Source organism: Kribbella sandramycini (genome assembly GCF_013131805.1).
In the GTDB taxonomy this organism is placed as follows: Bacteria; Actinomycetota; Actinomycetes; order Propionibacteriales; family Kribbellaceae; genus Kribbella; species Kribbella sandramycini.
Window position 1 is genome coordinate 129,030 of sequence record NZ_JABJRC010000004.1, and the last position, 14,748, is coordinate 143,777.

Annotated in this window: 13 protein-coding genes; 5 read left to right on the forward strand and 8 right to left on the reverse strand. The window is 69.8% G+C overall.

Translation table 11 applies throughout. The features are described 5' to 3' along the window. Positions 1-7 precede the first annotated feature (7 nt). Positions 8-1,012 (reverse strand): LacI family DNA-binding transcriptional regulator, encoded by a 1,005-nt coding sequence (locus tag HPO96_RS18725; protein ID WP_337796710.1) that lies wholly within the window; start codon positions 1,010-1,012, stop codon positions 8-10. Positions 1,013-1,128: 116 nt separating this feature from the next. Between HPO96_RS18725 and coaA the strand changes: the two genes are divergently transcribed. Beyond that, positions 1,129-2,082 (forward strand): type I pantothenate kinase, encoded by a 954-nt coding sequence (gene coaA / locus HPO96_RS18730; RefSeq protein WP_238355297.1) that lies wholly within the window; start codon positions 1,129-1,131, stop codon positions 2,080-2,082. Positions 2,083-2,540: 458 nt separating this feature from the next. Here the strand turns inward: coaA and HPO96_RS18735 are convergent, their stop codons facing one another. Genes HPO96_RS18735 through HPO96_RS18745 form a run of 3 tightly spaced genes read right to left on the reverse strand, consistent with a single transcriptional unit; the run spans position 2,541 to position 5,907 of the window. Next, positions 2,541-3,200: an SGNH/GDSL hydrolase family protein gene (locus HPO96_RS18735; protein ID WP_171674792.1), complete on the reverse strand. Its 660-nt coding sequence runs from the start codon at positions 3,198-3,200 to the stop codon at positions 2,541-2,543. Further along, on the reverse strand, positions 3,197-4,387 hold the full coding sequence (locus tag HPO96_RS18740; RefSeq protein WP_171675148.1) for an MFS transporter: 1,191 nt from the start codon (positions 4,385-4,387) through the stop codon (positions 3,197-3,199). The genes HPO96_RS18735 and HPO96_RS18740 overlap by 4 nt, the downstream gene beginning before the upstream one ends. 5 nt (positions 4,388-4,392) lie before the next feature. Further along, positions 4,393-5,907 carry a class I adenylate-forming enzyme family protein gene (locus tag HPO96_RS18745; protein WP_171674793.1) on the reverse strand — a complete coding sequence of 505 codons (1,515 nt, stop codon included), beginning with the start codon at positions 5,905-5,907 and terminating at the stop codon, positions 4,393-4,395. A 293-nt stretch (positions 5,908-6,200) separates the two neighbouring features. Between HPO96_RS18745 and HPO96_RS18750 the strand changes: the two genes are divergently transcribed. From HPO96_RS18750 to HPO96_RS18765, 4 genes are read left to right on the forward strand one after another with little or no spacing between them, the layout of a single operon-like run. Beyond that, positions 6,201-7,487 carry an SGNH/GDSL hydrolase family protein gene (locus HPO96_RS18750; RefSeq protein WP_171674794.1) on the forward strand — a complete coding sequence of 429 codons (1,287 nt, stop codon included), beginning with the start codon at positions 6,201-6,203 and terminating at the stop codon, positions 7,485-7,487. A 3-nt stretch (positions 7,488-7,490) separates the two neighbouring features. Continuing rightward, positions 7,491-8,417 carry an alpha/beta hydrolase gene (locus HPO96_RS18755; protein ID WP_171674795.1) on the forward strand — a complete coding sequence of 309 codons (927 nt, stop codon included), beginning with the start codon at positions 7,491-7,493 and terminating at the stop codon, positions 8,415-8,417. Beyond that, positions 8,410-9,468, forward strand: coding sequence for an alpha-hydroxy acid oxidase (locus HPO96_RS18760; protein WP_171674796.1), 1,059 nt, complete (start codon positions 8,410-8,412; stop codon positions 9,466-9,468). Before HPO96_RS18755 ends, HPO96_RS18760 begins: the two co-directional genes overlap by 8 nt. Continuing rightward, positions 9,468-10,727, forward strand: a complete 1,260-nt coding sequence (locus tag HPO96_RS18765; RefSeq protein ID WP_171674797.1) for an aminotransferase-like domain-containing protein — start codon at positions 9,468-9,470, stop codon at positions 10,725-10,727. The genes HPO96_RS18760 and HPO96_RS18765 overlap by 1 nt, the downstream gene beginning before the upstream one ends. Here HPO96_RS18765 and HPO96_RS18770 read toward each other — a convergent pair. From HPO96_RS18770 to HPO96_RS18785, 4 genes are read right to left on the reverse strand one after another with little or no spacing between them, the layout of a single operon-like run. Beyond that, positions 10,693-12,021, reverse strand: coding sequence for a hypothetical protein (locus HPO96_RS18770; protein WP_171674798.1), 1,329 nt, complete (start codon positions 12,019-12,021; stop codon positions 10,693-10,695). The genes HPO96_RS18765 and HPO96_RS18770 overlap by 35 nt on opposite strands. After that, positions 12,018-12,992, reverse strand: coding sequence for an alpha-ketoacid dehydrogenase subunit beta (locus tag HPO96_RS18775; protein WP_171674799.1), 975 nt, complete (start codon positions 12,990-12,992; stop codon positions 12,018-12,020). Before HPO96_RS18775 ends, HPO96_RS18770 begins: the two co-directional genes overlap by 4 nt. Continuing rightward, positions 12,992-13,927: a thiamine pyrophosphate-dependent dehydrogenase E1 component subunit alpha gene (locus HPO96_RS18780; protein ID WP_171674800.1), complete on the reverse strand. Its 936-nt coding sequence runs from the start codon at positions 13,925-13,927 to the stop codon at positions 12,992-12,994. Before HPO96_RS18780 ends, HPO96_RS18775 begins: the two co-directional genes overlap by 1 nt. A 6-nt stretch (positions 13,928-13,933) precedes the next feature. Then, the gene (locus HPO96_RS18785) at positions 13,934-14,734 is read right to left on the reverse strand and encodes a DUF3050 domain-containing protein (RefSeq protein ID WP_171674801.1); all 801 of its coding nucleotides are present in this window, start codon (positions 14,732-14,734) and stop codon (positions 13,934-13,936) included. Between the last annotated feature and the right edge of the window lie 14 nt (positions 14,735-14,748).

Here is a 14,748-nt window from a genome sequence, read left to right on the forward strand (position 1 = left end):
CGCCACCCTAACCCTTGTGCTTGGTGGTTGATTGGCGGACTTGGAGGGAGACGGCCAGGTCGAGGCGGAGGGCGGTGGGGGTGGCGCCCCGGGAGAGGTCGAGGACTAGGCGGGTGGCTAGTTCGGCCATGTGGTGGAGGGGTTGGTGGACGGTGGTGAGGGTGGGGCCTACGTGTTGCGCGACGGGGAGGTCGTCGTAGCCGACGACGGAGAGGTCGCGGGGGATTTCGAGGGTGAGTTCGCGGGCGGCTTGGTAGACGCCGAGGGCGGTCAGGTCGGAGGCGGCGAAGATGGCGGTGGGCGGGTCGGGGAGGCGGAGCAGAGCGAGGGCTTCGCGGTGGCCGCCGGTGACGCTGAAGTCGCCGGTGCGGACGAGAGCGGGGTCGACGGTGAGTCCGCTGGAGCGGAGGGCGTCGGTGTAGCCGTCGACGCGCTGACGGGAGCAGAGGACGTCGTCGGGGCCGCCGATGACGGCGATCCGGGTGTGGCCGAGGGCGGTCAGGTGCTGGGTGGCGAGGCGGCCGCCGTTCCAGTTCGCCGAGCCGATCGCCGGTACGTCGGGGCCCACGTCGCCGACCGGGTCGACGACGACGAAGGGGATGCGCCGCGCCTCCAGCTGGGCACGCTGGTCGGCGTCCAGGTCGGAGAAGACCAGGATCGCGCCCAGCGGACGCCGATTCAGCACCGACTCGATCCACTCCTGCCGCGGCCGCCAGGCTCCGCCACACTCCGAGAGCACCACCTCGACGCCCTCGGCCCGCGCGACCTCCTCGACGCCGCGGATCAGCTCGATCGCCCACTCGCCCCCGAGCTGGCTGAAGACCAGGTCGATCATCGGGGACGCCGGCGTCCCACTCGCCCGCCGCCGGTAGCCGTGCTCGCGGATCAGCCGCTCGACCCGGGCGCGGGTCTCCTCGGCCACATCGGCCCGCCCGTTCAGCACCTTGGAGACCGTCGGCACCGACACCCCGGCCTGTTCCGCGATCTCCGCGATCGTCACCCGCTGCGCCACAGGCCAACTGTATCGGCCGATCGACCGAAAGTTTCGGACGCAGTGATGCCGGGTTGAGACGAAGCCCACGCCGACGCGGTGTGGTGCGGTCCGCGCCTGTGGGAAGAATGGGGGCCATGCTGCAGCCGCCGCGGGAGGTGACTCCCTACACCGAGCTGGACCGTGCCGCTTGGGCGAAGCTGGCGGAGTCCACGGTTTCCCCGCTGACGGCCGAGGAAATCGAGCGTCTGCGCGGCCTCGGCGACGAGATCGACCTCGACGAGGTCCGCGAGGTCTACCTCCCGCTGTCCCGGATCCTGTCGCTCTACGTCCGGCACGCGCGCGCCCTGCACGAGGACACCGAGAGCTTCCTCGGCAAACCCGCCGCCACCCGGACGCCGTTCGTGATCGGCATCGGCGGCTCGGTTGCCGTCGGCAAGTCGACCACCGCCCGCCTGCTCCGCGAGCTGCTGGCCCGCTGGCCCGAGCACCCGCGCGTCGCGCTCGTCACCACCGACGGCTTCCTCTGGCCGAACGCCGAGCTCGAGCGCCGCGGCCTGATGCTCCGCAAAGGCTTCCCGGAGTCCTACGACCGCAAGTCGCTGCTCCGCTTCGTCGTCGAGGTGAAATCCGGGATGGACGCCGTCGAGGCGCCGGTCTACTCGCACCTGCACTACGACCGCATGCAAGACGTCCGCACCACCGTCGAGCAGCCCGACATCCTGCTCCTCGAGGGTCTCAACGTCCTCCAGCCCGCCCCGCGGCACGCCGACGGCAAGAGCGGCCTGGCGGTCAGCGACTTCTTCGACTTCTCCGTATACGTCGACGCGGCCGCCGCCGACATCCGCTCCTGGTACGTGCACCGCTTCCTCAAACTCTGGGAGACGGCCTTCCGCAACCCCGAGTCGTACTTCGTCCGGTACGGAGAGCTCAGCCGCGAGGAGGCCGCGAAGAAGGCCGAATCGCTCTGGGACGGCATCAACGGCCCGAACCTGCGCGAGAACATCCTCCCCACCCGCTCCCGCGCCACCCTCGTCCTGCGCAAGGGCCAGGACCACGCCGTCCGCTGGGTCAGACTCCGGAAGCTCTGACCCACCGCCCCACCCCCACCCCCATTTGCTGGGTCAGCCCACCAACCTGGTGAGTCAGCCCAGCAAACCGCGGGTGCACCCACCGCAGGCGGTTGGCCCACCCCCACCCCACCGGGCCAACCCACCAACCTGATGAGTCAGCCCACCAAACCGCAGGTGCACCCACCGCAGGCGGTTGGCCCACCCCCACCCCACCGGGCCAACCCACCAACCTGATGGGTCAGCCCACCAAACCGCAGGTGCACCCACCGCAGGCGGTTGGCCCACCCTCGCCCTGCTGGGTCAACCCACCAACCCGACGAGTCAGCCCACCAACCTGGTGAGCCAGCCCACCAAACCGCGGGTGCACCCACCGCAGGCGGTTGGCCCACCCTCGCCCTGCTGGGTCAGCCCACCAACCTGGTGAGTCAGCCCAGCAAACGGGGTGGTGGGGCTCGCTCCGTGTCTTGTGGGTTGGCCTAGGAGGTGGGGCGGAGGTGGCGGCCGAGGGCTCGGATGGTTTCGGCGGTGGCGACGGCGTCGCTGCGGGCGTTGCCGTGCCGGCCGTCCGAGCTGTAGAGCCCTGGGTCGGTCGACAGCGGGTGATCGGTGAGGTTCACGTGCACCGTCCCGAGCTTCTCGGCGAGGGCCGCCGTCCGCTCCGAGAGCGTGCGCATCCGCTGCCGCAGGCCCGGACGTAGCCACTCGACGACGGCCGGGCTGTACGAGACGTCGAACATCCCCAGCGTCATGACCAGCGCACCGGCGTCCTGCAGCGTGGTGATCATCGTGGTCAGCTCGCGATCGACCCGATCCGCGTCGTAGGTCGCGGGGAACGCATCGTTGCCGCCGCCAACGACCAGGGCCAGATCAGGGCCGAAGGCAACGGCCGGTTCGAGCTGGCTCGCCAGGATCTCGCGGGTCCGCAACCCGCTGACGCCGAGGTTCAGATACGCGATCGGCCCGAGCTCATGAGCGATCCGGGCCGCCCACTGCAGATCGCTGTACCCCGCGACCGGCTCGCACAGCCCTTCGGCCACGCTGTCCCCGAGGACGACGAAGCGGCGCCACGGATGCCCGGCGAGCAACTCCTCGCTCTCGCCGTACGCCAGGCAGTACGGATCGGTCGCCTCGTTCATACGGCCTCCAGCACCCGGCCCGGACCACGCCGGATCAACGGATACGCGCTCACCACCAGACAAACCAGCCCCGAGCCGATCAACGCGGGGATCAACCCGAACCCACTCACCAGCTCCCCCGCCAGCAACGCCCCCAACGGCAGGCCGGCAAAGGACGCCGCCGCCACCAGCCCGATCACCCGCGCCTGCAACTCCTTCGGCACATGCTCGTAGAGCACTGCCCCGAAGACCGGATTGATCGCCGCGATCCCGACCCCGGACAGGAATGTCACCACGACCACCAGCACCAGGTTTTCACTCAACCCGAGCACCAGCAGCCGCGGACTGCCGCCGATGAACGCACCCAGCGCAAACGTCAGGTACCGCGGCACCTTCGTCGCCCAGACCGCGAACGCGATACTCCCGACCAGCGCCCCGCCCGCGAACGCGCCCAGCGTCAGCCCGAGCCCGGCCGGCGACCCAAGCACATCTCGAACCCAGACCGGGATGAACACCGCCGTACTCGCGCTGGCGAAGATGTTCACCATGAAGGTGGTCAGCAACATCGTTGCCAGTAAGGCATCCCGGCGCACGTAGGCGAACCCGGCCACCAACGCCTTGAAGTACTTGTCCGTCCGCGCCGCCGACCCGGCCTCCGGCGGCCGGACGAACCCGGCGACCAGCAACCCGCAGACCACGAACGTCGCGGCGTCGATCCAGAGCACCGTGGCCGCGTCCGTCCAGTAGATCAACAAGCCACCCAATGGAGCCCCGAGCAACGTCGCGCCGCGCGAGAACGACTCGTGCAACGACGTCACCCGGATCAGCTTCACCTCGGCCGCCTCGGCCATCGGCCGCACCAGCAATTCCTTCGCCCGATCCGCCGCGCCACGCAGCCCGCCGGCGACCGCAACCAGCACCAGCAGGACCGCGAACCCGCTCTTGGCTGCCCCCGCGACCGCGGCCACGGCAACGGCGCTGGTCAGGTTCGCCAGGATCGCCGTCCGCCGAGGCGTCAGCCGATCGATCAACGGCCCGGCCATGATGCTGACGACGATGTAGGGCACCAGCTCGACCGCCGCGACCAGCCCCATCCGCGAGGCGCTCCCGGTGGTCACCAGCACCAGCCACGGAATCGCCACCATCGTGATCCGGCTACCCACCGCGGACAGCACATCGGCGACGAACAAGATCACCAGCCCGCGCATGGCGGTCACGACCGCAGCTCCGCATAAAGCTTGCGGAGGGCAACCTTGTCCACCTTGGCGATCCGGGTCAGCGGCAGCTCGTCGACGAAGTCGATCGTCGTCGGCCGCCAGATCTCGCCGAGGACGCCGGTCACGTGGTCCTGCAGCTCGGCCACGGTGACCGCCGATCGCGCCACCACGAACGCGTGCACGGCCTCCCCCAGCACCGGATCCGGGACGCCGATCACCGCCGCCGCCCGGACCGCCGGGTGACTGCCCAGGGCGTCCTCGATCGGGCGGCAGAAGATCGCCCAGCTGCGCCGGGCGGTGACGATCATGTCGTGCACCCGATCGACCAGGAACAAGTAGCCGTCGGCATCGACATGACCGAGATCACGGGTCCGCAGCCACCCGTCCACCAGCGTCTCGGCGGTCAGCTCCGGCTGCCCGAGGTACCCGGCGAAGGTCAGGTTGCTCCGCACCCACACCTCGCCGTCCTGACCGGGCCCGAGCACCTTCCCGTCGTCGTCGCGGATCTGCAGCTCGACGTCGCCGTACGGCGTCCCCGCCGACGCCAGCCGCTCGGGATGTGCCGGGTCCTCGGTCAGGCCGGGCTGCGCGGTCACCACCACGGCCTCGCTCAAGCCGTAGACGATCCGCAACACCGGCCCGAACCGCGCGATCCCCTGCCGCAGCCGCGTCGGCGTCGCCGGGCCCGCGCCGACGTTCAGCATGAACAGACTGCTGCAGTCGACCTCCGCGCCGCCGGGATGATCGAGGACTTCGTACAGCATCGCCGGCGTCACGAACGTCGAGGTGATCCGCTCGGCCGACACCGTCCGGTAGAACTCCGCCGGCGACCAGGTGTCGGTCAGGAACAGCACCCCGCCGGTACACAGATTGAAGAGGCTGGTGATCTGCCCGCTGGCCAGCCACAGCGGCGCGCCGGAATAGTGCCGCAGCAGCGGAAACCCGTTACGCACATAGGCATCGGCCAGCTCGAGGATCTGCCGATAGAACGACTGCGTGTGATGCACCAGCTTCGGATCACCTGTCGTCCCGCTGGTCTGCAAGACCGAATCCGGCTCCGGCGCCGACGGGTCGATCACGTACGCCGCTCGCTCGCCCGCCGCCAGCGCCGCGACGGTGAACACCGGCATCGGCGCCAAGGTCGCCGCCAGCTCCGCGCCCAACTCAGCGGCCTCGTCGTACACGAAGGCGTCCGCGTCGGCGAGGACGGCGAACCGGTCGATCTCGCGCCGGGAGGTGACCGGCGCGCACCACAACACCCGGCACCCGTGCAGGTGCAGCGCGAGCTGCAGCGCCGGCCCGTCGAAGCAGTTCGCGGCCATCACGAGCACCCGATCGCCGGGCCGGACGCCGTTGTCGCGCAGCGCGGCCGCGATCCGGAGTACGTCGGCGGTCAGCTCGGCATAGGTCGCCCGGCGGTCGCCGCGAACCAGCGCGAGCCGCTCGGAGAATTGCGCGAACAACGACAGGACGCGGTGCACATAAATGTCACCGGTACATTCAGGCGGCATTTCGGAAGGTTCCCCTCGGACAACGGCCACCCCCAGCCGTGCGGCGACTCTACTGGACGCCGAAGCGGCTGACCAGAGCCGGAATCCGCCTACTGGGCACGGTTTCGTCGCTCTCCGGAGCCACCCGATCACCGCCGTCCCCACGCGAAGGTATACCCCTGCGAACGCCGCTGCCGAACCACCGGCTAACCCACTCCGGAATCAATTCGGAACGAGCATTTGCCGACGCATTGACCGGATTCTTCGGCGCGTATTACGTTCCGTCCGATTCCATTCCGCCGGGAGGTCCGTCCATGCACGTTCCGAAGCACTGGCGCGCGGTCGCGCTGACCGCCGCACTCACCCTGACCGGCTCCACCCTCGCCGGTGCGGGCTACGGAGGAGGAGGGCACCGCGACGACGCGTGGGTGGGCAGCTGGGCGACCGCGGTGACCCACGGCAACGCCACCGGGTCGACCAACCTCGGCCTCACCGACCAGAGCGTCCGGCTGATCGTCCGGCCGACCGTCGGCGGTGACAAGATCCGGATCCGGCTGTCGAACATCTACGGCGAGAAGACCGTCAAGGTCGGCGCGGCGACCGTTGCCAAGCCCAACAAGGCGACGCCGGAACAGTCCGACATCGACCCGGGCACCCTGCGCACGCTGACGTTCAACGGCAACGGCAGCACGTCGATGATCAAGGGCAGCGAGTTGCTCAGCGATCCGGTCAACCTGAAGCTGGGCACCCTCGACGACCTGGTCGTCAGCATCTACTTCCCGGAGAACACCGGCCCGACGACGTTCCACGGCTCGTCGCTGCAGGAGAACTTCGTCGGCCCGGCGAACCTCGTCACCCAGCCCGGCGGCGCGGCGTACACGCTGACCCGGCGCTGCTGCTGGTTCTTCCTGTCCGGTGTGGATGTGCAGACCGAGAAGTCCGCGGGCTCGATCGTCGTCCTCGGCGACTCGATCACCGACGGCACCGCGAGCACGTTCAACGCCAACAACCGCTGGCCGGACCAGCTCGCCGAGCGCCTCGCGGCCGACGCGGGCCGCAAGCCGTTCCCGAGTGTGCTGAACGCCGGCCTGGCCGGCAGCCGGCTCAACCACGAAGGCACCGAGCCGTCGGACAACGGCGCGATGCCCGGGTTCGGCGAGATCGGCCCGAACTCGCTGGCCCGCCTGAACGAGGACGTCTTCGCACAGACCGGCGTCCGCACGGTGATCACCCAGCTCGGCGTCAACGACATCTGGATGTCGGACGACTCCGCGACCGAGATCATCGACGCGCTGCGGCAGGTCAACGTCCAGGCCAAGCAGCGCGGGCTGCGCAGCCTGGTCACCACGATCACGCCGTTCGAGGGCATCGGCGGCACCGACAGCTGGACGCCGGCCAAGGAGGCCACCCGGCAGGCAGTGAACAGCTACCTGCGGTCGAGCCGTGAGTTCGACGGCCTCCTCGACTTCGACAAGGTGCTGCGCGACCCGGCCGCGCCGAGCAAGCTGAACGCGCTCTACGACTCCGGTGACCACATCCACCCGAACGACGCCGGTTACCAGGCGATGGCGGCCTCGGTACCGCTGAAGCTGGTGCGGTAACCGATGCCCCTGGACCCGCAGGTGGAGGCGATGCGCGCCGATCGGGCGGCGCGCAACGTCCCCCAGCTCTACGCCCAGACACTGGCCGAGGCCCGCGCGGCCGACCTGGCGTCCATCCAGGCCGCGGGCGGCCAGGCCGAGCCGGTCCATCACGTCGAGAACCTCAGCACCGACGCCGGTTTGCCACTCCGGCTCTACCGGCCCGACCTGAACGGCCCGCTGCCGACGGTGATCTACTTCTTCGGCGGCGGCTGGACGCTCGGCAGTATCGACACGGCCGACGGCATCACGCGGCGTCTGGTGAATGCCGTGCCCTGCCAGGTCATCACGGTCGGATACCGGCTCGCGCCGGAGCATCCGTTCCCGGCGGCGGTGCACGATTGTCACGATGCGACGCAGTGGATCGCCGCGAACGCCGACAAACTGCAGGTCGACCCGGCCCGTATCGTCGTCGCCGGAGACAGTGCCGGCGGCAACTTGGCGGCCGCGACGACCCTGCTCGCCCGTGACCACGGCCCCACGCTGGCCGGTCAGTTGCTCGTCTACCCGAATACGAAGTACGGCGCGGACACGCAATCGATGCGTACCGGCGACGATCCGTACCTGTTCAACCGGACATCGGTCGGCTGGTACTGGGGCCACTACCTGACCGACGTACGGGATGGGCTCAGTCCGCTCGCATCGCCGCTACTCGCCGAGTCACACGCTGGATTGCCACCAGCGTTGGTGATCACCGCCGAGTACGACCCGCTGCGCGACGAGGGCGAGTTCTACGCCGAGAAGCTGCATGCGGCCGGCGTACCGACCGTGTTGAGCCGGTACGACGGGATGGTGCACGGCTTCTTCGCGATGCCCGGCATCCTGGACGGCGGTCAGCAGGCAACGGCCGAGGCCGCCGCCTGGCTGAACCGGATCTTCGCCCATGCCTGAAACGCTCGCCGGCTACGAACCCGCGGCCGCGGCGGTACTCCCCGCCGCGGTCCGCGATTTCGTTGCCGGCGGCAGCGGCGCAGAGCTCACGTTGCATCGCAATCGCGCCGCACTGGACGCAATCACCGTGACACCACGCATCCTCGGGGCGGTGGACCAACCGAAGACCACGACCAAGTTGCTCAGGACACCGTGCGCCCTGCCGCTGGCCGTGGCGCCGATGGCGTATCAGAAGCTCCTGCATCCCGAAGGCGAACTGCTCCTCGCGGCGGCGGCCGCGGCGGCCGGAGTCCCGTATGTGATCAGCACCTTGAGCAGTACGCCGCTGGAGAAGATCGCGGCCGCGGCGCCGTCGTGGTTCCAGCTGTACTGGCTCCGCGATCGCAACCTGGTCGGCGCCTTGATCGACCGCGCCACCGAAGCCGGCTGCCACGCGTTGATGGTGACGGTCGACGTCCCGATCATGGGCCAGCGTCTCCGCGACGTCCGGAACGGCTTCGCGCTGCCGCCGGAGGTGATCGCGGCCAATCTTGTCGACAAATACACAGAGGCACATAAGACCCCCGGGACCGGCTCCGCGATCGCCGCGCACACCGCCCTCGCCTTCGATCCCGCGTTCTCCTGGCGGGATCTCGAATGGATCCGGCGCCGGACCGACCTTCCCCTGGTCCTCAAGGGCATCCTGGACCCGCGCGACGCGCTCACCGCACTCGACGCCGGCGCCGACGGGCTCGTGGTCTCGAACCACGGCGGTCGGCAATTCGACGGCGCACCGGCCGCGATCGACGCGCTCAGCTCCGTCATCGATGCCGTCGGCAACGAGATGACCGTGTTGCTGGACAGCGGGATCCGCAGTGGCGCCGACATCGTCAAAGCGCTCGCCCGCGGCGCGCACGGCGTCCTGGTCGGGCGTCCGTTGCTGTGGGCCCTCGCCCTCGGCGTACCGGCCGATGCGCTCACGACGCTCGGCCGTGAACTGCGGGACGCGATGCTCTTGGCCGGTTGCGCGGATCTGACCGCGGTCGCCGATCTGATCACGGGGAGAGACTGATGCCCGATCTCGACGTCAGCACGCTGCACGGCTCGCTCACCGATCGCGCGCTGAACTCGATGAACTTCCTGAACGAGATCTCGCACCGCTACCCGGACGCGATCTCCCTCGCCGCCGGCCGCCCGACCGAAGAGTTCTTCGACCTGGACGACGTCCCGCGCTACCTCGCGCGGTTCGCGACCCACCTGCGCGACCAGGGTCTGAGCGAACCGGCCGTCCAGCGCACGATCCTGCAGTACGGCCGGACGAAGGGCATCGTCCACGACCTGGTCGCCCGGCACCTCGCCGTCGACGAGAACATCCACGTCGACCCGGAAGCGATCGTCGTCACGGCCGGGTGCCAAGAGGCGATGCTGCTGACCCTGCGCGCCTTCCGGGCCGACGACACCGACGTCCTGCTGGCGACCGCCCCGACGTACGTCGGCATCACCGGCGCGGCCCGGCTCGTCGACCTCCCGGTGCTGCCGGTCCCGGACGGCGATCTCGACGAACTGCTCAGCGCGATCAAGACCGCCCGCGCCGAGGGGCGCCGTCCGCGCGCGTTCTACGTAATGCCCGACTTCGCCAACCCGTCCGGCCTCAGCATGGACCTGGACACCCGGCGCCGCCTCCTCGAGATCGCCGCCCAGGAAGACCTCGTGCTGCTGGAGGACAACCCGTACGGGCTCTTCCCCGCGGACGGCGCCGATCGGCTGCCGACGCTGAAGTCCCTGGACACCGACCGCCGGGTGATCTATCTCGGCTCGTTCGCCAAGACCGGCCTCCCGGGTGCCCGCGTCGGCTACGTCGTGGCCGACCAGACCACGGCCGACGGCATCCTCGCCGATGAACTGGCGAAGCTGAAGAGCATGGTCACCGTGAACACCTCCCCGATCGCCCAGGCGGTCATCGGCGGCAAGCTCTTGGCCAACGACTTCAGCCTCGACGCGGCCAACCACCGCGAACGGGCGATCTACAGCGCCAACCTGCGCACGATCACCGACCACCTCGCAGCGCACCACGGCGAGCTCAGCTGGACGACGCCGACCGGCGGCTTCTTCGTCGTGCTCACCGTCCCGTTCCCGGTCGACGACGAGCTGCTCGCCCGATCGGCCCAGGACTACGGGGTCCTGTGGACGCCGATGGCGCACTTCTACAACACCCCGGTCAATGCGCTCCGCCTGTCCTGCAGTTCGGTGAACGCGGCCCAGTTGCAGACCGCGCTCGACCGGCTGACGGCGTTCCTCACCGATCAGTTGTCAGCAGCAACCCACTCGTGAGCGCGCCCTGCCCGACGTTGACCACCGGCCCCGCGCCGGGGACGGCGAATCGCAGGTAAGCACCGGCCGGGACGCCGCCGAACAGGTACGGCGCAATGCAGAACGGGACGTCGGCCTCGGTCACGGCACCGCTCTCGACGTCGACGAACTGCATGGTGAGGTTGTCGACGGCAACGTACTGCTGGAGGATGTAGCCGCCTTCGGCAAGGGCCTGATCGAGAGCGCCGAGCCACGCGTCGGCATTGACCTCCGGGCCGACGACGACGCCGACACCACCGTAGGAACCGGCCGGTTTCAGCACGAGCTCGTGCTGCTCGGCGATAGCCCGCTCGCGCAGATCCGCCGCCAGGATGTGCGTCTGCGGGACGTGGTTGCGGATGAGCTCGGCGTCCGCCGCGTCCAACTCGTCGAGGTCGTCCCAGAGCCAGGCGAAGATCGACTTACTCGCCAACAGCCAGCTGGCGGTCTGCGTGAAGATCCGCACGGACGACGTCCGCACGGCCGTGGCCAGGGCGTCCAGACCCGCGCTCGGCTTGGTCCCTTGCGGAACGAACATCCGCAGCACGGCGTCGATCGGTCCGTCGTCGACGCACAGGCGGCCGGCGTCGTCGAGGGTCAGCCATTCGACCGGATAGACGCGCATGTCCAGACCCAATTCGCGGCCGCGCTCGGTGAAACCTTCGAGCAGTTTGATCATCGCGAGCCCGTCCTGCGAGCCCGGGTAGCTGCCGCCGGTCGTGAAGACCATCGCGAGCCGATCGTCCGCGCTGAGACCGAGATCGGAGCGGACGGCCTCGTAGCGGGCGTCGACCGCGGACGGCGTACTCGTCAGCCCGGCCAGCGCGGGCTCCCCGGCGTACGCGGCCAGGAAGCGGCTCGCGATCCCGTCGGAGTCGTGCGCTCCGCCGAGGGCGCTGTCGATATTGGCCTCGACCAGGTACGGCGTCCCGTTCGCGAGCAGGATGTCCGCCCGGACGCCGCCGATCAGATCGTCGGTCAGCGGCAGCCCTTCGTCGAGCAGGTCGATGTAGCCGATCGGCATCCCGAGCGCGGCCCGCAGCTCACCCGCGGTCGACGCCCGGCGGCGGGCCGCGGCGAGGATGAGCCGGGCGACGGCGGCCGAGATGCGCGTCATGTCGGCGTACGCCGCGGTGGTCATGATTGGCGGCCGCAGCGGCCGCCACACCTTGTTGTGGGTGGCGACACCTTGGTACACCTGCCGCCAGGACGCCGTCCCGCGCGCGATCAGCGCGGTTCGGGTTGCCTCGGGCAACTGGTGCCACAGGTCGGTCATCTGTCCTCCAGGACGGCATTGATCACGGCGACGAGCTGCTCTCGACCGGGCTGGACGGCCCGGTCGAGCGCGAGGGCGAACGGCAGCACGGCGCCGTCGGGGCGGGTGACTCGGCGTGGCGGCGCGGCCAGGTCGCAGCGTTCGGCCACGACTGCGAGGATCTCGGCGGCGAAACCGCTGGTCCGGTTCGAGTCGTCGACGACCACCAGCCGGCCGGTCCGGCCGACCGACTCGACCACGCCGTCCACATCGAGCGGATAGACCGTTCGGGGATCGAAGACCTCGGCCGAGATGCCCCGGCCCGCCAACTCGTCGGCGACGGCCAGCGCGTCGTGCACCAAGTGGCCGAGGGCAACGACGGTGACATCGGTCCCGCTGCGGGCGATTCGGCCTTCGCCGAGCGGGATCGGCGCCAACGTGCCGAAGTCCAGGTCCTCGCGGACGCCGAGGGCGCCGGACGGCGCGAACACGACCACCGGATCGTCGTCCCGGATCGCGGTGACCAGCAGCCCGTAGGCGTCGGCCGGCGTCGACGGGACGACGGTCTTCACCCCGACGTGCGCGAACAGCGCGTACGGGTGGTCGGAGTGCTGCCCGGCCCAGCCGGTCCGCGAGCCGGAGCCCGGGACGACGTACGTCACCGGGACCTTGCACTGGCCGCCGGTCATCAGCGAGAACTTGTGCGCCTGGTTGGCGATCTGCTCGAAGACCAGGAACAACAGCGAGGGGATCTGGAACTCGATCACCGGCCGCATCCCGGCCAGCGCCGCTCCGGTGGCGAAGTTCGTGAACGCCTGCTCGGACAGCGGGGTGTCGAGCACCCGATCCGCGCCGAAGCGATCGAACAGGCCGGCGGTCACATTGGACGCGGCGGCCCGGATGTCCTCGCCGAGCAGGAAAACCGCCGGATCGCGCTCCAGTTCGTCGCCGAGCGCGCGGTTGAGCGCCTTCAGGTACGAGAGTTTCGGCATCACGCGCCCCCGGCGTACAGGTAGGCGAGCGCGGCGGCGGGGTCTGGGTGGGCGCTGCCCAGTGCGACCTCCGCCGCCGCGTCGAGGAGGGACTCGACCTCGGCGTCGACGGCCGCGCGATCCGCGGCCGTCAGCCGAGCGCCCTGGATCTCCACCGGACACCGCGAACGCCCAGTCGAGATCTCTTCGGTCGAGCGATAACTGAGCCGCGCCCGGTGCTCGAAGGTGTGATGCGCGTCGAACCGGTAGGTGACGCACTCCAGGAAGGTCGGCCCGCGACCGGCCCGGGCCCGGGCCACCGCCGTATTCATTGCCTCCAGCACCTTCTCCGGATCCTGCCCGTCGACGGTGAAGGCCGGCATCCCGAACGCGCGCGCCCGGGCGGTGATACTGCCGGCGATCGCCGACGCGACCGGCATCGTGGTCGCGTAGCCGTTGTTCTCGCAGACGAACACGACCGGCACCTGCCAGAGCGCGGCCAGGTTGAAGGCCTCCAGCAACATGCCCTCGTTCATCGCGCCGTCCCCGAAGAAGGTCGCGGCGACGGTGTCCCGGCCCTGGCTGCGGGCGGCCCAGGCCGCGCCGGTGGCGATCGATCCGGCCGCGCCGACGATCGCGTTCGCGCCGAGGATGCCGAGCGCGAAGTCGGCCGCGTGCATGGAGCCGCCGCGGCCCTTGTTCAGACCGGTCTCCCGGCCCATCAGCTCGGCGAGCAGGCGGGCCGGGTCCGCACCGCGGGCCAGCACGTGGCCGTGCCCGCGGTGCGTGCTGGTGAGGACGTCGTCCGGGCCGAGCGCCGCGCAGACGCCGGCCGCGATCGCCTCCTGACCGATGTAGGGGTGGATCCCCCCGACGATCTCCCCGGACCGCACGAACTCGATCGCGCGCTCCTCGAAGCGGCGGATCAACCGGACAGTCCGGTAGAGATCGGTCATCGGCGATCAGGCCTTGATGGCCGCGAGGATCGCGTCCCAGAGCCGGGCCCGGGCGGCCAGCGCGTTGTTGATGGTGTCCGCGCAGGCTTCCCACTTCGCCTGGTCGTCACCGCACAGGTCGGCGACCATCTGCATCGCCATCGGGGTGTGGAACTCGCCGTCCACCTCGATGTGCCGCTCCAGGTAGTCGACGAACGTGTTCAGCTTGTTGGAGCGCTCGTTCACCGCGACGACCTGGGTGAACATGTCCGGGATCAGGTCCTCACGGCCGAAGGCGAAGGCGGCCGCCTGGCAGTGCACCGGCGCGTTCTCGATGATGCCCCAGGTGGTGCCGGCGAAGTCGACCGAGGCCTGCGGTACGCCGGCCCCGATCAGCGACTCGACCACCGGCCGCCCCTCGCGGAGCAGGTCGATCAGCCGGTCGATGGCGCCGGTGTCGGCACCGGCCTCGTGCATGCCGTCGACGTACAGCTCGAAGTGGCTGATGAAGGCCGGCTTGCCCTCCTCGCCGCCCAGCTCGTCGCTCTCCTCGACCATCACGATGTCGTTGATCAGCCGGCGGCTGCTGCGGTGCTCGGTCGGGATCCACGGGACGGTCACGCAGGTCAGCTCGCGCTGCAGGGACTTCAGCAGGGACATGAAGTCCCAGACCGCGAAGACGTGGTGCTCCATGAAGGTGACCAGCGCCTCGTGCGTGTCCAGGTTGGCGTACAGCGGGTGCTGGACGACCTTCTCGCGGGCCTCGGTGACGGCCTTCTCCAGCTGCTCGATCCCGGGGTGCGTCTGACCCCAGTCGTAACGGGACATGATGTGTTCCTCTC

Coding starts and splice junctions, on each gene's coding strand:
- HPO96_RS18770 (WP_171674798.1), bottom strand. CDS start 12,021: ATGACCGACCTGTGGCACCAGTTGCCCGAGGCAACCCGAACCGCGCTG.
- HPO96_RS18760 (WP_171674796.1), top strand. CDS start 8,410: ATGCCTGAAACGCTCGCCGGCTACGAACCCGCGGCCGCGGCGGTACTC.
- HPO96_RS18750 (WP_171674794.1), top strand. CDS start 6,201: ATGCACGTTCCGAAGCACTGGCGCGCGGTCGCGCTGACCGCCGCACTC.
- HPO96_RS18740 (WP_171675148.1), bottom strand. CDS start 4,387: ATGCGCGGGCTGGTGATCTTGTTCGTCGCCGATGTGCTGTCCGCGGTG.
- HPO96_RS18775 (WP_171674799.1), bottom strand. CDS start 12,992: ATGCCGAAACTCTCGTACCTGAAGGCGCTCAACCGCGCGCTCGGCGAC.
- HPO96_RS18735 (WP_171674792.1), bottom strand. CDS start 3,200: ATGAACGAGGCGACCGATCCGTACTGCCTGGCGTACGGCGAGAGCGAG.
- HPO96_RS18765 (WP_171674797.1), top strand. CDS start 9,468: ATGCCCGATCTCGACGTCAGCACGCTGCACGGCTCGCTCACCGATCGC.
- HPO96_RS18785 (WP_171674801.1), bottom strand. CDS start 14,734: ATGTCCCGTTACGACTGGGGTCAGACGCACCCCGGGATCGAGCAGCTG.
- coaA (WP_238355297.1), top strand. CDS start 1,129: ATGCTGCAGCCGCCGCGGGAGGTGACTCCCTACACCGAGCTGGACCGT.
- HPO96_RS18780 (WP_171674800.1), bottom strand. CDS start 13,927: ATGACCGATCTCTACCGGACTGTCCGGTTGATCCGCCGCTTCGAGGAG.
- HPO96_RS18755 (WP_171674795.1), top strand. CDS start 7,491: ATGCCCCTGGACCCGCAGGTGGAGGCGATGCGCGCCGATCGGGCGGCG.
- HPO96_RS18745 (WP_171674793.1), bottom strand. CDS start 5,907: ATGCCGCCTGAATGTACCGGTGACATTTATGTGCACCGCGTCCTGTCG.